Genomic DNA, 17,688 nt, shown 5'->3' with positions numbered 1-17,688 from the left:
GGCCTCGCCCTCACCGGGCGAGGGCGAGGAGGAGCGCCGCCAGGCCCAGCCCCAGGTAACCGGCCGGGAACGCGAGGTTGTGGAACACGCGCGTGCGGACGTGCGCGACGACGGCGCCGGTGAAGAACAGGACCAGCCCCACGGCGGCGGCGACGCCGAGGAGGCGGAACCCCAGGAGGCCGAGCAGGAGCCCGGCGGCTCCGGCGGCCTTGAGCGCGCCGAGCCACGGCACCCAGGACCGGGGGACGCCCACCTCGGCCGAGTTGGCGTAGACGAAGCGGGCCCCGGCGAAGTCCGCGCCCGCGATCCCGGCGTTCGCCACGATCGCGGTGACGGTGATGATCACGTAGGCCGTGTACACGCGGCCCTCCTTCCGGACCGGGCGCTGCGTCGAGCCCCGGCGAGCTGCTGTGTGCTGCGTACTGGCTGCTGTCCGCTGGCTGCTGTCCGCTGTTTGGGCAAGCCTCGCCGGGGCCCGGAGTGGCGTCCAATACCTGCTTCCATAACCTGACGGCATGGATGTGGACACCCGCCTGCTGCGGTACTTCGTCGCCGTGGCGGAGGAGGGGAAGCTGACCGCCGCCGCCGAGCGGCTGTTCGTCTCCCAGCCCGCGCTGACCAAACAGATCAGGCAGTTGGAAACCCGGCTGGGCGTCACTCTGTTCACCCGCTCGCGCAGCGGCATGGTCCTCACCGAACCGGGCCGGGCGCTGGCGGCACGGGCCCCCGCGCTGCTGGCCGGGTGGGAGGCGGCGCTACGGGAGACGAAGGCGGCGGCCGGCCGGGCGGCCCGCGTCCTGCGCGTCGGCTTCGTGGCCAGCGCCGCCAACGAGGCGACGCAGCGAATCGTCGCGGAGTTCACCCGGCGCCGTCCGGGCTGGCGGGTCGAGATGCGGCAGGCCCCCTGGTCGAACCCGGCCGCCGGACTCGCCGACGCGGACGCCGACATCGCCTTCGTACGCCTGCCGTTCCCCGGGCAGGAGGCGCTGCGCACGGCCGTCCTGTTCACCGAACCGCGCCGCGTCGCGCTCCCCGAGGCGCACGCGCTGGCCACGCGCGCGGTGATCCCCTTCCGGGACCTGTGGGACGAGCCGTTCGTGGCGGCCCCGCTCGCCTCGGGCCGCTGGCGGGACCACTGGCTGGCCGCCGACGAGCGCGACGGACACCCCGTCCGCGTCGGCGCGGTCACCGAGCAGCCGGACGACTGGCTCAGCGCGATCGCCAACGGCTACGGCGTCGCCCTCGCACCCGAGTCCGCCGCCCGCTTCTACGCCCGCCCCGGCGTCGTCTACCGCCCCGTCACCGGCGTCAGCCCCAGCCGCGTCGCCGTCGCCTGGACCGCCGCCGACGACGCCAACCCCGTCGTCCAGGACTTCGTCCGCTGCTGCCGCGCCACACACCCCGGCACGTAGCCGGGTGGCTCAGGCGGTGCCGAGGTCGCCGTGCTGGAGGGCGGTGACGAAGCCGGTCCAGCCGTGGGGGGTGATGTGGAGGACCGGTCCGTAGGGCTGCTTGCTGTCCCGCACGGGGACGATGCCGTGGTCGGCGGCGTACGCAGGCGCCCACTCGACGCACTGCCCGCCTTCCCCACCGCTGTATGTGCTCTTGACCCACGAGATGGTGGTGCCGGAGTCCGGTGTGCTGCTCATGTGGCGTAGCCCTCCGCGATGTGTCGGATCAGGGTCTGTGACTCCTCCGGAGACAGAGCCGCCGCGCGCAGGTGCTCGTACGTCATCTGGGCGCTCGCTACGACTGTCGCGGAGTCGGACACGTGCCCTTTCTCCCTAGTCTCCGAGTACAGGACGGTTGACCCGTCCCCCTGCGTAAGCAGGGTAAACGGAAGTGAAGAGGAAGGGGCACCTGCTTTGAAGGGCAGAACTTGAAGTGTGAGGTGCGGAGTTGCCGCCTCGGCAGCCAAGTGCTCAAGCTCTGCACGCATGACGGCACGGCTGGCCACCACCGTGCGCAGCGTCGCCTCATGCAGGCAGACCCACAGGAGCGGGGGAGACTCCCGCCTCATCACGTCTCGTCGTTGCAGGCGGGCCTCGACCCGTGTCTTGATCTGGTCATCGGTCTCGTGCGGATGGGTGGCCCGGAAGGTTCCCTCGGCGTACTCGGGGGTCTGCAACATGCCCATGATGAGGGCGTTGCTGTAGTCCTCGATTCTGGCGGCGTCCTTCTCCAGATTCACGTACGGGACGAACCAGTCGGGATGCCCGCGCTCGCTGATCCGCGTGTGCAGCCGGACGAAGTACCCGGAGGTGTCGAAGAAGCGGTCGCAGCCCGCGGCGGACTGGGGTGACGGCAGGGCTTTGCCGGTCTTCGCCTTGGAGACGTACGGCTCCTTGTAGCCGGTGAAGTCGGCCAGCTCCCGCTGGGTGGCTCCCCTGTGCTCCAAGGCGGCCGCCAGCTCACGACCGAACCACTCCAGTCCGTTCACCGGTTCCGGTGACACTTCGCTCATACGTCCAACTCCCGCGCTTTCCGGATGCTTTGGAAACCTCACACCCCTGTCGAGATTACGGCCGGTCGGTGATGGTGGGAGTACACAACGTAAGTTTCCGACCCGTGCGAGGGACGGACAAGACGGAGTACGGAGTGGCAGGTATGACGACGGCAACGGGGCACCAGGCGCCGGACGACGAGATCGAGGCCGCTGAAGTGGTCTGCGACGAGCTGGAGGACGCCCTGACGGCGCTGGGCATCAAGCTGTCCGTGTGGGTGGACCTGGGGCCCGGCAGCGTCCCCCTGCCCGCCGCCTCGCCCACCGTCGATCTCGGACGCTGCACCGTGGCGACCGCTCGCGCCCTGACCGCCGTCCTCCGCACGGGTACGGCAACCGCAGCGCCGTGCGCCGACGCGCGTCCGACCCTCGCGGAGCTGAACCAGCGGCAGGCGGTGTTGAGCGCGCGCATCACGGAGCACTTCCAGTCCTTGCGGGGAACGGTGATGCGCGAGGTGTACGCCGTCCGGAACTTCACGGTGGAACCGGACCGCGAGCCGGACGCGGAGCCCTCCACGGTGGCCATGTGCTGCGTCGTGTGCGGTCAGTCCGGCCCGGCCGTCGAGATGGAGCCCGAAGCCCCGGACGTGGACCGGAACGCGGCACGGCGGGCAGCAGCCGGATGGGTGCGCAGGCATCGGGACGAGAACCGGGAGCACTTCACGTACCGGTTGGTGGAGGCGTCCCCGTACCGGCTCGTCCCCGGCAGGTGGCGATGACGCCGCCGTACGACGGTTACTGGTGCGAGGTGCTGGCCCACAGCCCCGACACGGGCGAGGGGTGGATGCTGGGTGGTCACCAGGCGAGGACGCCGCGTCTCGCGCTGCGCTGGCTGCGAGGCCGGGCCTGCCGCCTGGCCGACGTCCTGGACCCCATGCGCGAGTACGGCCCGCCCGTGCCCGGAAGTCCGCACCCGGCGGAGCCGCACGGCTCTGACCCGAGCCGCGTCCTCCGGCAGTGGGCGGACGATCACCACGCCCACGAAGCGCAGTTAGCCGCCCTGGCCGCCGGTGAGCACATCAGCGTCAACGCCCAGGGCCCCGACCGGGTCTACGGGTGGCGCGAGGTGCACGTCCACTACACGCTGTCCTGCCGTCCCCTCTGGAGCACATCCCCCACCACCCCGGCCCCCACAGCACCCCAGTACGCGCCGATGTCCTGAGGGCTCGGCCCCACGGCGCGCGTTCAGGGGAAAGGTCGCAACCGCACCGCCCGTCCGCGTCAGAGAGGGAACGATGAGGGCATCAACACGCACCAGCCGTCAGGAGACGCGCACGTGATCACCACTCTCACCACCGACCACCCCGGATGGATCGCCGGTTCCATGGGTGAACCGGTGCGCCTCGTCGTCCATGACGACGCACCGTGGCTTGCCGCATGGCAACCGGCCGCGGGTCTGCTCCTCCGTCCCCTGGCCCTCGCCGAGGCCGACGGCGCCGCGCCGCCCCCGGCACCGCGCACCACGCCGCAGCACCTTCCGGACGGCTCCGACGCCGCCCCCCTGGTGCGGCGGCTCGTCACGCTCGGGACGGTCCAGCGGCTGACGAACCCCTCGCTGTGGGACGCGATCACGACGGCGATCCTCCGCCAGGTCGTGCGCGCCGAGCAGGCCCGCAAGGTTCACCGCCGATTCAGCGCCGCCCACGGCCGGACGTTCGACACCCCGGCCGGTCGGCTGTCCCTCGTGCCGGGCCCCGAGGTCGTGCTCGACCTGCCCGACGAGGCGTTCGCGGAGACGGGGACCGCGTTCCACCGCACCGCCCTGCGGGCCGCTGCCGCGGCCTACCTCGAAGACGGCCCGGAATGGGCACAACTCGCACCCGAGGATCTCGTGAAAGCCCTCGACGAGGTGCGGCGCATCGGTCCGTGGACGGCTTCGGCGGCCGCCGCGGACTACACCGGCGACTTCTCCGTCTACCCGCACGGCGACCTCGCCGTGCGTACGTGGGCGTCTCGCGCGGCGCCCGGCGTCCCGTTCCCCGACTCCGACCGGGCGTTCGCCAACCGCTGGCGCCGCCTTGCCGACGACGACCGCAGGCAGCTCCACGCCCTGACCCTGTTCGCCCTGACCTGGGGGAGCCATGCCCGAACAGAACGGGCGAATGCGGCCGTCCAGCTGGCGGCCCCTTCGGGTATGCCACCTGCGACGGTGTGACGCGTCCCGGTCCTGCCTGGGCATGCGGTCGGTGGAACTCCGCTGCTGGTCGCGGAAACCGGGGGCCGGGTCTGGGGCGTCGTTGTCCGCAGGGCCGGACGGCCGACCTCTCACACCTGAGCCTGGAACTGGATGTTCGCCTTGCCTCTGCGCTATACGGACTGCACGTTCGGCTACCGGTCCGGCGTGCGCGTCCTGGACCGGCTGTTTCTGGAGTTACCCGAGGGCTGCACGGTGGTGCTGGGCCCGAACGGGGCGGGGAAGTCCACCCTGCTGTCCCTCGGAGCCTCACTTCTCGCCCCGAAGAGGGGACGGGTGGCGCTGGGCGAACTCGACAGCTCCCGGAGGAGGACGCGCGGGGAATACCGCAGGCGTGTGGGGTGGCTGCCCCAGCAGATCAGGCCCGTGCCGGGCATCACGGTGCGGGAGCAGGCGGCGTACGCGGGCTGGCTGAAGGGGCTCTCCAAGGCCGAGGCGTGGCGGAGATCCGCGCAGGCGCTGGAGCGGGTGCGTCTGAGTGACCTCGCGGACCGGCGCAGTCACGAGTTGTCCGGCGGGCAGACGCGCCGGCTCGGCATCGCCCAGGCGCTCGTGCATGACGCCGAGGTGGTGCTGCTGGACGAGCCCACCGCCGGTCTGGACCCGGTCCAGCGCGGCGTCTTCAGGGACCTGCTCGGAGAACTCGCGGACCACGTCAGCTTCGTCGTCTCGACGCACCAGACGGAAGACCTGCTGGACGTCTACCAGACGGTCGTCGTCCTGGACCGGGGGCAGGCCACCTACCGGGGAGCCACGGAGGATTTCCTCTCGCTGGCCGGGGCCGACGTCCCGGCGGAGCGGAAGGCGGAGACGGCCTACCGCGGCCTCGTCCGAGGGGAGGCGTGAGCGGCCTTGAACTTCGCCACCCTGATCAAGTCGGGCCCCACCGGCCGGGCCGCTCTCCTGCTGCTCCCCGCTCTGGTGTGGTACGGCGCCCAGAACACCGAATCTGCCATTCCCTCCTGGGAATCGGTGACGGCCCAGTCGACCGTCGTGCTCGGACTCATCACCGCCGTCTGCGGTGCCTGCGCCGCATGGGAGGGGGCGCGCCTCACCTCCGCTCGCGTCGATGACTGGGCCACGGCGCGCGGCCCGCTGCGCATCGCGGTGGAGCACCTCGCTCCGGTCGCCCTGCTGGGCCTCGCGGGTCTGCTGGCCGCCCTCGCCACGTCCTCCTTCACCGGCGCGGCGCCACCGGTGGGCTACCCGGACCCGGCGATCCTGGGGGCCGCGTTCCTCGCCGTCCTGGCGCACGTGGCCGTCGGCTACCTGGTCGGCCGGATGTTGAACCGCCTGCTCGGTGCGGCGGTGATGCTGGTCGCCGGTTACCTCTGGGGCTTCTGGCCCGCGGCCCTCGCCTCACCGGCCTGGCTGCGTCATCTGAACGGCCAAGGCGTCACGGAGTGCTGCACTCTGGGCCAGGAAGCCGACCCGCGGAGCCTCGCCGCCACCGCCCTCTTCGGCCTCGCGCTGACCGCCGCCGCCTCGGCGGCGCTCTGGCTGGACGAGAGGCGCTTGCGCACCGCTGTGGCGGGTGGCCTCGCCGTGGTCGGGGTGGGGGTGTCCGTCACGTTGGCCGTGCCGCTCGGGTTCGACGGCACCCGGCCCCGCGACCGCTCGGCACTGGAGTGCGCGGGCGGCGCACCGCAGGTGTGCCTGTGGCCGGAGCAGCAGGAGCGGCGGCGTCTCTTCCGCACCGCGGCGACCGAGGCCGGTCAGCGACTGGAGGTGGTCGGGGTGCGGCTTCCCGCGCGCGTCGAGTACAGCATGGTCGACCCCCGGGACGCGGAAATCCGCACCGCGACGGCCACCAGCGTCCTTCCCGGTGAGCCTCCCGCCTGCGCGCAGGGGCCCGGCGCGCAGTACCCCGGCTGGGAGGCGGCCGGTGTCCTCTACGCCTGGCTCGCGCTGACCGCGGGCATGTCCGCGCAGGAGCTGAGCGCGCAGTGGCCGCCACAGGAGGTGTCGCTCGCGCGGAAGGTCCGCGCGCTCCCGGCCGAGGCGCAAGCGGCCTGGTACGAGCGCAACATGCGCTCCGTGCGGGACTGCGACGTCAGGCCGGAGCTGTCCCCGGCGTCCTTCCGCCACCTGCAGGACGACGCGGCGTGAGCTGGTGGCTGCGTGCGCACGCTGTGACCGGCGCTGCCGCGGCGATGGTGCTGTGTTTCGCCGTCGCACCGCTGCTGGGCTCCTCCCGCCTGCCCGTCCCCTCGCTCTTCGGCGGAGTCTCCGGAGGCATCCCCGTCCCCCTTGTTCTCCCTGTGCTTCCCGCGGGCGCGCTGCTCTACGGCCTCCACCGCGTCCCGCACGCGTGCGAGGCCACCGCGGTCCGGCGCACCGGCTGGTGGTCCACCGGGCTCCTGGCGGCGGCCTGTTCGGCGGCGCTCCTGCTGGGCGCCGCCGAACAGGTCTGGCTGGACTTCCCCCTCGCCGGAGCCGTCGCCCGCAACACCGTCGGGTACCTGGGATTCGGCCTGCTCGTCCAGCGTCTCCTCGGCGCCCAGTACGGCCCCGTCGCGGTGGCACTCGTCCCGCTGGGCTGCGCCCTTCTCGGGACGGGCGCCGGAGGACGGCCCTATCCCTGGGCGTGGCCTCTCCTCCCCGGTGGCTCCGCCCCGGCCTGGGGCACCGCGGTGGCCCTGCTCGCCACCGGGGCCTTCGCCGCCTTCCACACTCCCAAGGCCCACCCCGCGCCCTCCCCCTGAGCCCGTCCCTCTGTCACGCGTCGTCCGGGCCCAAGCGTGACGGAGAAGGCCGTTGCGGCCGGAGGTCGTCGGTGATGCGTGCCGACGTGCTCCGTCCGCCGGATCGCCGTCGGCTGGGTGCCCCGGCGCCTACGCGGGTGCGGCGTCGACCGCGTACTCGGCGAGGACGTCGAGGGCGGAGGTCCAGCCGTCGTGCATGAACCCGTCGCCCGCCTGTCCCGGAGCGCCCTGAAGGCGGAAGGTCATCTCCGTCTTGGCGCCGAGGTCGGCGAAGGTCAGCGTGATGACGGGTGACGCGTCGGCCGCCGCGTCCGGGTGACCCCAGGTGAAGACCAGACGCCCGGGTTCGTCGATCTCCAAATAGGTGCCGCCGGTCGACACCCGCTCGCCGGTCCCGTCCGCGACCATCACGTACCCGTAGCGCCCGCCGACCCGCAGATCGACGTGGACCTCCTCACGGGGCGTGGTGGCGCCCCGGGGGTGGAACCACCGGGCCATCTCGTCGGGCTCCGTCCACGCCCGCCACACGAGATCGCGCGGGGCGTCCAGCATCCTGGTGATGGTGAAACCCTGCGACATGTCGATCGGTTTCGTGTTCTCGGTCATCGGTCCGTCGTCCCTTCGTCTCGTTCTTCCCGAGCCGTTTGCGGGCCCCGCTCCCGCTTCATTTCGCGCAGCCGGTTCTCCAGCGCGTCGAAGCTCTCCTGCCACGCGGCGCGTTGCCGGTCGAGCCAGGCGGACACCTCGTCGAGCGGTTCGGTACGCAGCGTGCAGGTGCGCCACTGCGCCTGCCGGGTACGGACCACGAGCCCCGCCGCCTCCAGGACCTTGAGGTGCTGCGAGACGGCCGGCTTGCTGATCTTCAGCGGCTGGGCCAGCTCGCCCGCCGTGGCCGGCCCGTGGCTCAGCCGCGTCAGCATGGCGCGCCGGTTCGGCTCGGCCAGGGCGCCGAAGACGAGATCGAGAGTCCTGGACGCGTCCTGCACTTCGGCACCACCTTAATTAAGTGACTACTTAAATCTAGGCCGGGTGCGGACCGTGGGTCAAGGGGGGCCGGAGGGAACAGGCGTGGCCGCCGCCAGCCGCCAGCCTTCTCCCAGTCGCTCTCCCGCCCCCTCCCTTCCATCCCTACCGGTCGGTATGGTGGCTCCCGTCCGTGCGTCACTGCCTCCGGGAGGACCCGTGTCCCGCACCGCTCTGCGTATCTGCCCCCTGTGCGAGGCCACTTGCGGCCTGACCCTCACCATCGACGGCAGCCGCGTCACCGCCGCCCGCGGCGACCGGGAGGACGTCTTCAGCCACGGTTTCATCTGTCCCAAGGGCGCCTCCTTCGGTGCCGTGGACGCCGACCCCGACCGGCTCCGCGTCCCGCTGGTCCGCCGGGACGGCGAGCTGCGCGAGGCCACCTGGGACGAGGCGTTCGACGCGGTGGCCGCCGGGCTCCGGCCCGTCGTCGAACGGCACGGTCCGCACGCCGTCGGCGTCGTCCTCGGCAACCCCAACGTGCACACCGTGGCCGGGGCCCTCTACCCGTCCGTCCTGCACGGCGCGCTCGGCACCCGCAGCCTGTTCACCGCCTCCACGGTCGACCAGATGCCCAAGCACGTCTCCAGCGGGCTGCTCTTCGGCGACGCGAACGCCATCCCCGTGCCCGACCTCGACCGCACCGACCACCTGCTGCTGATCGGCGCCAATCCGCTGGAGTCCAACGGCAGCCTGTGCACCGCCCCCGACTTCCCGGGCCGCCTCAAGGCGCTGAAGGCCCGCGGCGGCACCCTCACCGTGATCGACCCGCGCCGCACCCGCACCGCGAAGCTCGCCGACCGGCACGTCCCGATCCGCCCCGGCACCGACGCCCTGCTGCTGGCGGCGATGGCCCACGTCCTGTTCGCCGAGGACCTGACCGGCCTCGGCGACCTCGCCGCGCACGTCCAGGGCGTCGGCGAAGTGCGCGAAGCGCTGCGGGACTTCACGCCGGACGCGGTGGCCGCCGCCTGTGACGTGGACGCCGGGGTGATCCGCGTCCTCGCCCGGGACCTCGCCACCGCCCCCACCGCGGCCGTCTACGCCCGCATCGGCAGTTGCACGGTCCCGCACGGCACCCTCGCCAGCTGGCTGGTGGACGTCCTCAACATTCTCACCGGCAACCTCGACCGTCCCGGGGGCGCCCTCTTCCCGCAGGCCGCCACCGACCGGACCCCGCGCCCCGCCGGTCCCGGCCGCGGCTTCGCGCTGGGCCGCTGGCACTCCCGGGTGAGCGGGCATCCGGAGGCCAAGGGCGAGTTGCCGCTGTCCGCGCTCGCTGAGGAGATCGACACCGCCACCGACGACGGCGAGCCGCTCCGGGCCCTCGTCGCGATCGCCGCCAACCCCGTCCTGTCCGCCCCCGACGGCGACCGCCTCGACAAGGCGCTCGGGTCCCTCGACTTCATGGTCAGCGTCGACCCCTACCTCAACGAGACCTCGCGCCACGCCCACGTCGTGCTGCCGCCGCCCCCGCCGGCCCAGAGCCCGCACCACGACTTCGCCCTCAACGGCCTCGCGGTGCGCAACCAGGTCCGCTACACCCGCCCCGCCGTGCCCGTGGAGTCCGGCCGCATGGCCGAGACGGAGATCCTGGCCCGGCTGGTCCTGGCCGCCACCGGCATGAACGGCGCCGACCCCGCCTCCGTCGACGCGATGGTCATCGAGCAGACCCTCGGCAAGGCGGTCGAGGAACCGCACTCGCCCGTCCACGGCCGCGACCCCGGCGAACTCGCCGGAGTCCTGACCGGCGCCAACGGCCCCGAGCGGCGGCTCGACATGATGCTGCGCCTCGGCCCGTACGGCGACGGTTTCGGCGCACGGCCGGACGGGCTGACGCTGGAGAAGCTGCTCGCGCACCCGCACGGCATCGACCTGGGCCCGCTCCGCCCGCGGCTGCCGCAGCCCCTGAAGACCCGCAGCGGCAAGGTGGAGCTGCTGCCGCGGCCGATCGCCGACGACCTGCCCCGCCTGCGGCAGGCACTGGCCGACCGCCCGGCCGGGCTGGTCCTGGTCGGCCGTCGCCACCTGCGCTCCAACAACAGCTGGATGCACAACATCCCCGCGCTCACCGGCGGCTCCAACCGCTGCACCCTGCACCTGAACCCCGAGGACGCCGAACGGCTGGGCATACGCAACGGCGCGGTCGTCCGGGTGAAGGGCGCCGGGGGAGAGGTGACCGCCCCCGCCGAGGTCACCGACGGCGTCCGGCCGGGCGTGGTGAGCCTCCCGCACGGCTGGGGCCACGACCGCCCCGGCACCCGGCTCGCCCACGCCGCCACCGACCCCGGCGTGAACGTCAACCAGCTCCTCGACGGCAGCCTGCTGGACCCGCTGTCGGGCAACGCGGTCCTCAACGGCGTGCCCGTCGAACTCCTCCCCGCGGCCACCCCGTGAGCTGGGCGGGGCTCCACGCCACCGGGAGCGCCCCGGCGGCCCCGCGGGGGCGTGGAAAGCTCCGGGCTGACTTCGGCGGAGGCGTCGCGTCGACCATGTGACTGCTCCTACACTCACGGTCACGCGGTGCGCGGACGTGGGCGGGGGGCCGGATGGCGTTGCACGGATCAGCCGGGCGGGGTGACGCCGCGTCGGGGCCGACGCTGGCACGGCTGCTGTCGGTCATGGGGGCCGGTGCGCTGGAGCTGTGTGTGGCTCCGCGCGGCCTGGAGATGCCGGTCGAGGGGGTCACGGTGCTCGACCGGCTGGAGCCGGGGCTGCCGCGGGGCCAGGTCCTGCTGGCCGTGGGCGTCGACCCGCAGTCGGCCGCCGCCGTCGACACCGTGCGGGAGGCCGCTGAGTCGGGAGCGGCCGCGGTGGTCTTCGGACAGGGAAGGTCCGGGCGGCTCCCCAGGACGCTGCTGGCCGCCGCCGAGGGCGCCGGTACGGCGGTCCTCCTGCGGACGGCGTGGTTCGGCTGGACCGAGCTGGTCGGCGCGCTGCGGGCCGGTCTGGTCCTCTCCGGGGCCCCCGCCGATCCGGCGGTGGCAGCCGTGGCGCTGGGCGACCTGAACGGGCTGGCCGACGCGGTGGCGGTCCTCGTCGGCGGCGCGGTGACGATCGAGGACGTGGAGTCCCGGGTCCTGGCGTACTCCTCCACCCAGGAGGACGTGGACGAGCTGCGCAGGCTGACGATCCTCGGCCGCCGGGTGCCGCAGTGGCGGGTCTCCGCCATGCGGGAGGCCGGGTTCTTCCAGGCGCTGTGGGGGACGGGCGACGTCATCCACCGGCCTGCGCGCGGCGCGGACCCCGAACGGCTGGTGGTGGCGGTCCGGGCGGGCGGGGAGATCCTCGGATCGATCTGGGTGGCGGCCGCCGGCGGCGACCTCCCGCCGCATGCCTCCGAGACGTTGCGGTCAGCGGCACGGGTGGCCGCCGCGCACCTGGTGCACCACCGGTCGCACCGCACGCACGCCCGGCTGGCCGAGGACGCGGCCCGTGCGCTGCTCGACGGCCGGGGGACGGCCGCGGCGCTGACCGAACGCACCGGCATTCCGGCGCGGGGCCACTGCGCCGTCCTCGCGGTGCGCTCCGGAGCCGCCCGGGAAGGGGAAGGGGCCGGGAAGCTGTGCGCCCTGCTGGCGGTGTGCTGCGGCGCGCACGGCCTCACACCGGTGGCGGTGCCCGCCGAGCAGGGGGCGTGGGTGCTGGTGGGCGCGCTGCACCAGGACCAGCGTCGGGCCGTCGAACAGGTCGCGCGGCTGGGGAGGTCACTGGTCCGGCAGCTGGCCGACGCCTCCGGCCCGGAGGCGAGGATCGGCCTCGGCACGGTGGTGGAGGACCTGGCGGAGCTGCCCGAGTCCCGCCGCTCGGCGGATCTGGCGCTGAGGGCACTGCTTGCGCCGGGCACAGGCCGCGCCGTCGCCTTCGCGAGCGAGGTGGCCGAGACGATCGCCCTGCACCGGATGCTGGACGCGCTGGCGGGGCCGGCCCTGGCACCGGACACACCGGTGGCACGCCTGGTGGCGTACGACGCCGGGCACGGCGGCGGCACGATGGTGCGGACCCTGCGGGCGTACCTCGACCACTTCGGGCACGTGCCGGACACCGCACGGGCGCTCGGTGTGCACGCGAACAGCCTGCGGCACCGGGTCAGCCGGCTCACCGAGGTGTCCGGGATCGACCTCCGCGACCCGGACGCCCGGCTCCTCGCCGAACTGCAGCTGCGCCTCCTCGACCGCGGCGGCCGGGAGGCGTGAGCCGTCGGGCCCCGCCACGAGGAAGGGCCGGTTCCGTCGTGCCCGGGCACGACGGTGTCCGTCCCGCGCCCGGGTCTTCGCCCCGCGGTGAGAACCGCGCGGCGGAACACCGGTACTCCCGACGAAGACGCCCGCACCGCTCCGGCGGGAGTCTGGTGGTCCGCCCGGCAGCGGCCGTGGGCGGTCGAGACCCCGGACCCAGGAAAGGTGCACCATGAGTGGTTGCGACAAGGCCGGACGGCGTGAGCGGATACTGCGGGCAGCCGTGGAGCAGGGCCTCCTCGAACCCGAGAAGGCCGTCCTGGCCGGGTTCATCGACCTCGACGCCGTCAACGACACCGTCACGTCCCTGCGGAGCGCGTTCCCCGCCTCCCTCCGGGTCCTGCACGCGTTCGCGGCGAAGGCGAACTGCCTGGTCCCGGTGCTGGCAGAACTGCGCCGGAGCGGCATGGGCTGCGAGGTGGCCAGCGCCGGGGAACTCGGCCAGGCGCTGGAGGCGGGCTTCGATCCGGCACACATCGTGTTCGACTCCCCGGCCAAGTCCCGGGCGGAACTGGCCCTTGCCCTGGACCTGGGGATCGCGGTGAACGCGGACAGCTTCCAGGAACTCACGCGGCTGGACGGGCTCCTGGCGTCCCGCTCTTCCGCATCCCGCATCGGCGTGCGCGTCAATCCGCAGGTCGGCGGCGGTGCGATCTCCGCCATGAGCACGGCCACGGCGACCTCGAAGTTCGGCGTCCCCCTGGAGGACGAGGGCAACGGAGAGCTGCTGCTCCAGGCGTACCGGGACCGTCCCTGGCTGACCTGGGTGCACACGCACGTCGGCTCCCAGGGCTGCCCCCTGGAACTGATGGCCCGGGGCGTGGCGAAGGCGGTGGCGTTCGCCGAGAAGGTCAACGACAGCCTCGGCCACCGGCAGGTCACCGGCATCGACATCGGGGGAGGACTGCCGGTCGACTTCGGCAGCGACGAGACGTCCCCCGGCTTCGGCACCTACGTGGACGCCCTGCGCGAGCACGTGCCCGCCCTGTTCTCCGGCGCGTACGAGATCGTCACCGAGTTCGGCCGCTCCGTCATGGCCAAGAACGGGTTCACCGCCGCGTACGTGGAGTACACCAAGACCGTCGGCGGGCGTCCCGTCGCGATCACCCACGCCGGGGCCCAGGTCGCCACCCGGACCGTGTTCGCCCCCGACGCGTGGCCGGTGCGGATCGAGGCCCACGACCGCCGCGGCCGCGCCAAGAGCAGCCGCCCCGTGCCACAGGACGTCGCGGGACCGTGCTGCTTCGCCGGCGACCTGCTGGCACGCGGCCGCACCCTGCCCCTGCTCGAGCCCGAGGACATCGTCGTCGTCCCGGACACCGGCGCCTACTACTTCTCCACGCCCTTCCACTACAACAGCCTGCCCGAACCCGCCGTGCACGGGGCCCGCACCGACGCCCACGGCCAGGTCGCCTTCCGGCTGCTCCGCCCCGCGCAGGCCGCCCACCCGGGCCCGGTCCCCACCGCGCGGTGATCCTCGCGCCCGCGCGCGACCCCCGGCCGGGCACATCCGGATGCCCGCGGAAGACCACGACGTCAAGGAAGGCAGGTGCAACCGCCATGAAGGCACGGCGCGACCGGCGCCCCGCGGGGGACGCGGCGCCCCCGAGCCGGTGGGCGGCCGCCAGGCGGCGGCTGACGGCCGCGGGGGTGCGCTGCGGCCGGACGGCCCGTGACGCCGCCCGGTGGGTCTCCCGCCGTCGGCGCGTCGCGGCCGACCAGTTCCTCCGGGGCGCGTGCTACGGCGCGGGCACGGCCGTGACGGGTCTGCTGGTGGTGTGGGCGCGGACCCGCTGATTGCGGAGCAGCCGGGCCGGCCGGCGCGGCGTCGCAGCGGGCAGGCGGAGCGTACGTGGCCCGGCCGGGGGCGCACGGCCCTGGTACGGTCCCGGCACCGGTCCGCCCGGTGGCCCCGGGGCCGTACCGCCGGGTGTCCGGCGGCCTGCCCGGAGGGGGTGGAGGCCGGGCGCGGATTTTTCGTTGTCGTGCCGGTCCGCCGACGTCTCCTGTACCGGGGCCGGGTGCCGATCGCCGGGTCCTCGCCGGGCTCGTGCGGGCAGGAAGGCCCCGGAGCATGAGAAGAGGGAGAAGACGGCCATGGGTGCAGACCACGGGCACGACCTCGACGGCGCCCTGGTGTCCGCCGCCCGCGCCGGTGATCCGCGAGCGGTGGACGGGCTGGTGGCACGGTCCCTGCCGCTGGTCTACAACCTCGTCGGCCGCGCCCTGGACGGGCATCAGGACGTGGACGACGTCGTGCAGGAGACGCTGCTGCGCGTGGTGCGCGGACTGGACCGGCTGGAGGACCCCTCGGCGTACCGGGCGTGGCTGGTGGCCATCACCGTGCGGCGGATCCGGGACTGGATGAGGGACCGTCAGCGGGACCGGCAGCGGCACGAGCCGATGGACCGGGTCGCCCAGGTGCCCGATCCGGCGTCCGACTTCGCGTCGCTGACGGTCCTCCGGCTCCAGCTGGACGACGACCGCCGTGAGGTCGTGGAGGCCACGCGCTGGCTGGAGGACGAGCAGCGGGAACTGCTGTCCCTGTGGTGGCTGGAGGAGTCCGGGCAGCTGAGCCGGGCCGAGGTGTGCGGGGCGCTCGGGCTGTCGGGGCGGCACACGGCGGTGCGGATACAGCGGCTCAGGGAACAGCTCGACGTGGGCAGGAGCGTCGTGCGGGCGCTGGCCGTCCAGCCGCCCTGTCCGGGCCTCGCCGAGACGACCGCCACCTGGGACGCCCGCCCGGGCCCGCTGTGGCGCAAGCGGATCGCCCGGCACCTGCGCGGCTGCCACCGGTGCGGGGACGGGCACGGCCGCGCGGTGCCGGTGGCGCGGCTGCTCACGGGCCTTCCGCTGCTCGCGCCGCCGGCCGTCCTGCACCGGGCCGTGTCGGAGGCGCTCGGGCCGGACGCGCAGGCGGCGGACCCGGGCCGGGCGGCGCCGGACGCGCACCCGGTGCCGGACCCGCACGCGGCGGCGCCGGACGCGTCGGCGTCCGCGCCCGGGCGGTGCGGCGGCTCCCACGCGGCCGGGCGCTCCGGACGCCGGCGGCGCCGGGAAGGGCCCCGGCGGTACGCCGGTACGGCCGCCGCGGCGGTGGCGACCGCCGTGGTCGTGCTCGGCGCCTGGGCCCTGCTGCCGTCGCCCGACGGCGGCCCGGCACCGGCCGCGGCTCCCGGGCCCGCGCCGCTGACCTCCGCCCCGGCCGCCCCGGCTGCCCCGGCCACCCCGCCCACTGCGGCCCCCGCCGCGTCCGGCGGCGCCGGGACGGCCGGGCCCGCGCGGAGCGCGCCGCCGTCCTCTTCGGCCGCCGCTGCCCCCACGCCCGCCCCCGACCCGTCGCCGTCCGGCCGCCGGGCGGCCACGGGGCCGGGGGCGACGGCGCCGGTGGTCACCACGAGCCGCAAGGGCGTCGGCGTCTGGTCCTTCCCCGGGGCGGCGAAGGCGCTGGACGAGTCCGGCGCGGGCTGGTACTACACCTGGTCCACCGCCCACCCCGGCGTCCCCGCGTCCGCCGGGGCCCAGTTCATCCCGATGATCTGGGGGGCGGACAGCGTCACGCCGCAGGCCCTGGCGGAGGCCGAGGCGTCCGGCCCCTACCTGCTGGGCTTCAACGAGCCCGACTTCGACTCCCAGGCCGACATGTCCGTCGAGCAGGCCCTCGACCTGTGGCCGCGGCTGGAGTCGACCGGCAGCGTGCTCGGCAGCCCCGCCGTCGCCTTCGGGGGAGACCAGCCGGGCGGCTGGCTGGACCGCTTCATGACCGGGGCCGAGGAGCGGGGCCTGCGCGTCGACTTCATCGCGCTGCACTGGTACGGCGCCGACTTCCGCACCGAGGCGGCCGTGGAACAGCTGCGCGGCTACCTGGACGCCGTCCACGAGCGCTACGGGAAGCCGGTCTGGCTGACCGAGTTCGCCCTCATCGACTTCTCCCAGGGCACCCGCTTCCCGACGGACGAGGAGCAGGCCGCCTTCCTGGCCTCGGCGACGAAGATGCTCGCCGGGCTGCCCTACCTCCAGCGGTACGCCTGGTTCGGGCTCGGCACCGACGAGACGGGCCCCGGCACGACGCTGTTCCGCGACGGTTCCACGGTGACCCCGCAGGGCAGGGCCTTCCGCTCGGCACCGTGAACGCGGGCGAGCGCGCGGGGCTCCCGTTCCGGCCCGTGCCGCGGCCGGGGACGCGGAAGGCCCCCCGGCGCGTGGCCGGGGGGCCTTCGTGCGGCCGGGACGCCGCTGGTGTCCCGCGGTGCGCGGGCGGCGTCCCGGCGGAGCAGGACGTGCTCAGACGTCAGCGTCCGACGTCAGACGCCGACGTCAGACGTTGACGCCGAAGTCCTGGGCGATGCCGGTGAGGCCGGAGGCGTAGCCCTGGCCGACCGCGCGGAACTTCCACTCGGCGCCGTTGCGGTAGATCTCGCCGAAGACCATGGCCGTCTCGGTGGCGGCGTCCTCGCTCAGGTCGTAGCGGGCGATCTCCTGCTGGTTGGCCTGGTTGATGATGCGGATGAACGCGTTGCGCACCTGGCCGAAGCTCTGGCTCCGCGACTCGGCGTCGTAGATGGAGACCGGGAAGACGATCTTGTCGATCTCCGCCGGGAGCGTCTCCAGGTTGACGTTGATCTGCTCGTCGTCGCCGGAGCCCTCGCCGGTGCGGTTGTCACCGGTGTGCACGATCGCCTGCTCGGGCGACGCGGTGTTGTTGAAGAAGATGAAGTGCTGGTCGGAGTGCACCTTCCCCGCGGCGTTGACCGCGATGGCGCTCGCGTCCAGGTCGAAGTCGGTGCCCGTGGTCGTGCGGACGTCCCAGCCGAGGCCGACCGTAACCGCGGTGAGGCCCGGGGCCTCCTTGGTGAGCGATACGTTGCCGCCCTTGGACAGGCTCACAGCCATGGGATATGTCCCTCTCTCGTGGTTCCGCTCGTCAGGTGCCGACGACGGTACAGTCACTCCCCACAACGTCGCGTGGGTACGCGCGGGTTCCAGCCGTGGGAAATTCGCGCGCGGAATCCGTGACGAAAACGG

The 17,688-nt window shown here is 73.9% G+C and carries 18 protein-coding genes; 12 read left to right on the top strand and 6 right to left on the bottom strand.

All coding sequences use genetic code 11. The features are described 5' to 3' along the window. Positions 1 to 10: 10 nt before the first annotated feature. Complete coding sequence (locus V1J52_RS16095; protein WP_330140487.1) at positions 11 to 361, bottom strand: DoxX family protein; 351 nt, start codon at positions 359 to 361, stop codon at positions 11 to 13. A 154-nt stretch (positions 362 to 515) separates the two neighbouring features. Here V1J52_RS16095 and V1J52_RS16090 point away from each other — a divergent pair, with 154 nt between their 5' ends. Continuing rightward, positions 516 to 1,412 (top strand): LysR family transcriptional regulator, encoded by an 897-nt coding sequence (locus V1J52_RS16090; RefSeq protein ID WP_330140486.1) that lies wholly within the window; start codon positions 516 to 518, stop codon positions 1,410 to 1,412. 9 nt (positions 1,413 to 1,421) lie between these two features. Here V1J52_RS16090 and V1J52_RS16085 read toward each other — a convergent pair whose 3' ends face one another. Further along, on the bottom strand, positions 1,422 to 1,649 hold the full coding sequence (locus V1J52_RS16085; protein ID WP_330140485.1) for a DUF397 domain-containing protein: 228 nt from the start codon (positions 1,647 to 1,649) through the stop codon (positions 1,422 to 1,424). Then, positions 1,646 to 2,464, bottom strand: a complete 819-nt coding sequence (locus V1J52_RS16080) for a helix-turn-helix domain-containing protein (RefSeq protein ID WP_330140484.1) — start codon at positions 2,462 to 2,464, stop codon at positions 1,646 to 1,648. The genes V1J52_RS16085 and V1J52_RS16080 overlap by 4 nt, the downstream gene beginning before the upstream one ends. A 143-nt stretch (positions 2,465 to 2,607) precedes the next feature. Between V1J52_RS16080 and V1J52_RS16075 the strand changes: the two genes are divergently transcribed. The 6 genes from V1J52_RS16075 (at position 2,608) to V1J52_RS16050 (ending at position 7,402) form a co-directional block, all read left to right on the top strand. Continuing rightward, positions 2,608 to 3,222: a DUF7848 domain-containing protein gene (locus V1J52_RS16075; protein WP_330140483.1), complete on the top strand. Its 615-nt coding sequence runs from the start codon at positions 2,608 to 2,610 to the stop codon at positions 3,220 to 3,222. After that, positions 3,219 to 3,665, top strand: coding sequence for a hypothetical protein (locus tag V1J52_RS16070; protein WP_330140482.1), 447 nt, complete (start codon positions 3,219 to 3,221; stop codon positions 3,663 to 3,665). The genes V1J52_RS16075 and V1J52_RS16070 overlap by 4 nt, the downstream gene beginning before the upstream one ends. 114 nt (positions 3,666 to 3,779) lie before the next feature. Beyond that, positions 3,780 to 4,658 carry a DNA glycosylase family protein gene (locus V1J52_RS16065; protein ID WP_330140481.1) on the top strand — a complete coding sequence of 293 codons (879 nt, stop codon included), beginning with the start codon at positions 3,780 to 3,782 and terminating at the stop codon, positions 4,656 to 4,658. A 132-nt stretch (positions 4,659 to 4,790) separates the two neighbouring features. Beyond that, positions 4,791 to 5,543 carry an ATP-binding cassette domain-containing protein gene (locus V1J52_RS16060; protein WP_330140480.1) on the top strand — a complete coding sequence of 251 codons (753 nt, stop codon included), beginning with the start codon at positions 4,791 to 4,793 and terminating at the stop codon, positions 5,541 to 5,543. A 6-nt stretch (positions 5,544 to 5,549) separates the two neighbouring features. Beyond that, positions 5,550 to 6,806: a DUF7224 domain-containing protein gene (locus tag V1J52_RS16055; RefSeq protein WP_330140479.1), complete on the top strand. Its 1,257-nt coding sequence runs from the start codon at positions 5,550 to 5,552 to the stop codon at positions 6,804 to 6,806. Then, positions 6,803 to 7,402, top strand: coding sequence for a hypothetical protein (locus tag V1J52_RS16050; protein WP_330140478.1), 600 nt, complete (start codon positions 6,803 to 6,805; stop codon positions 7,400 to 7,402). The genes V1J52_RS16055 and V1J52_RS16050 overlap by 4 nt, the downstream gene beginning before the upstream one ends. Before the next feature lie 129 nt (positions 7,403 to 7,531). Here V1J52_RS16050 and V1J52_RS16045 read toward each other — a convergent pair whose 3' ends face one another. Next, the gene (locus V1J52_RS16045; RefSeq protein WP_330140477.1) at positions 7,532 to 8,008 is read right to left on the bottom strand and encodes an SRPBCC family protein; all 477 of its coding nucleotides are present in this window, start codon (positions 8,006 to 8,008) and stop codon (positions 7,532 to 7,534) included. Then, entirely contained in the window at positions 8,005 to 8,388 is a 384-nt protein-coding gene (locus tag V1J52_RS16040; RefSeq protein ID WP_330140476.1) for an ArsR/SmtB family transcription factor, read from the bottom strand. The genes V1J52_RS16045 and V1J52_RS16040 overlap by 4 nt, the downstream gene beginning before the upstream one ends. 196 nt (positions 8,389 to 8,584) lie before the next feature. Here V1J52_RS16040 and V1J52_RS16035 point away from each other — a divergent pair, with 196 nt between their 5' ends. The 5 genes from V1J52_RS16035 (at position 8,585) to V1J52_RS16015 (ending at position 16,794) form a co-directional block, all read left to right on the top strand. Next, complete coding sequence (locus tag V1J52_RS16035; protein WP_330140475.1) at positions 8,585 to 10,822, top strand: molybdopterin oxidoreductase family protein; 2,238 nt, start codon at positions 8,585 to 8,587, stop codon at positions 10,820 to 10,822. A gap of 152 nt (positions 10,823 to 10,974) precedes the next feature. Next, the gene (locus V1J52_RS16030) at positions 10,975 to 12,621 is read left to right on the top strand and encodes a helix-turn-helix domain-containing protein (protein ID WP_330140474.1); all 1,647 of its coding nucleotides are present in this window, start codon (positions 10,975 to 10,977) and stop codon (positions 12,619 to 12,621) included. Between the two features lie 214 nt (positions 12,622 to 12,835). Beyond that, positions 12,836 to 14,137, top strand: coding sequence for a type III PLP-dependent enzyme domain-containing protein (locus V1J52_RS16025; protein WP_330140473.1), 1,302 nt, complete (start codon positions 12,836 to 12,838; stop codon positions 14,135 to 14,137). An 86-nt stretch (positions 14,138 to 14,223) separates the two neighbouring features. Further along, positions 14,224 to 14,460 (top strand): hypothetical protein, encoded by a 237-nt coding sequence (locus V1J52_RS16020; protein ID WP_330140472.1) that lies wholly within the window; start codon positions 14,224 to 14,226, stop codon positions 14,458 to 14,460. Positions 14,461 to 14,760: 300 nt separating this feature from the next. Continuing rightward, positions 14,761 to 16,794 (top strand): sigma-70 family RNA polymerase sigma factor, encoded by a 2,034-nt coding sequence (locus V1J52_RS16015; protein WP_330140471.1) that lies wholly within the window; start codon positions 14,761 to 14,763, stop codon positions 16,792 to 16,794. A gap of 186 nt (positions 16,795 to 16,980) precedes the next feature. Here the strand turns inward: V1J52_RS16015 and V1J52_RS16010 are convergent, their stop codons facing one another. Beyond that, a complete protein-coding gene (locus tag V1J52_RS16010) occupies positions 16,981 to 17,556 on the bottom strand; it encodes a TerD family protein (protein ID WP_330140470.1) in 576 nt (191 codons plus the stop codon). Positions 17,557 to 17,688: the final 132 nt, after the last annotated feature.

This window comes from Streptomyces solitudinis (assembly GCF_036323765.1).
Taxonomy (GTDB): domain Bacteria; phylum Actinomycetota; class Actinomycetes; order Streptomycetales; family Streptomycetaceae; genus Streptomyces.
Note: the sequence above shows the minus strand (reverse complement) of the source record. Positions and strands in the feature narration are given on the sequence as shown.

Bases quoted from the DNA above. Each gene is read 5' to 3' on its own strand.
- V1J52_RS16090 (WP_330140486.1), top strand. From the start codon at position 516: ATGGATGTGGACACCCGCCTGCTGCGGTACTTCGTCGCCGTGGCGGAG.
- V1J52_RS16085 (WP_330140485.1), bottom strand. From the start codon at position 1,649: ATGAGCAGCACACCGGACTCCGGCACCACCATCTCGTGGGTCAAGAGC.
- V1J52_RS16080 (WP_330140484.1), bottom strand. From the start codon at position 2,464: ATGAGCGAAGTGTCACCGGAACCGGTGAACGGACTGGAGTGGTTCGGT.
- V1J52_RS16075 (WP_330140483.1), top strand. From the start codon at position 2,608: ATGACGACGGCAACGGGGCACCAGGCGCCGGACGACGAGATCGAGGCC.
- V1J52_RS16070 (WP_330140482.1), top strand. From the start codon at position 3,219: ATGACGCCGCCGTACGACGGTTACTGGTGCGAGGTGCTGGCCCACAGC.
- V1J52_RS16060 (WP_330140480.1), top strand. From the start codon at position 4,791: ATGTTCGCCTTGCCTCTGCGCTATACGGACTGCACGTTCGGCTACCGG.
- V1J52_RS16045 (WP_330140477.1), bottom strand. From the start codon at position 8,008: ATGACCGAGAACACGAAACCGATCGACATGTCGCAGGGTTTCACCATC.
- V1J52_RS16030 (WP_330140474.1), top strand. From the start codon at position 10,975: ATGGCGTTGCACGGATCAGCCGGGCGGGGTGACGCCGCGTCGGGGCCG.
- V1J52_RS16025 (WP_330140473.1), top strand. From the start codon at position 12,836: ATGAGTGGTTGCGACAAGGCCGGACGGCGTGAGCGGATACTGCGGGCA.
- V1J52_RS16020 (WP_330140472.1), top strand. From the start codon at position 14,224: ATGAAGGCACGGCGCGACCGGCGCCCCGCGGGGGACGCGGCGCCCCCG.
- V1J52_RS16015 (WP_330140471.1), top strand. From the start codon at position 14,761: ATGGGTGCAGACCACGGGCACGACCTCGACGGCGCCCTGGTGTCCGCC.
- V1J52_RS16010 (WP_330140470.1), bottom strand. From the start codon at position 17,556: ATGGCTGTGAGCCTGTCCAAGGGCGGCAACGTATCGCTCACCAAGGAG.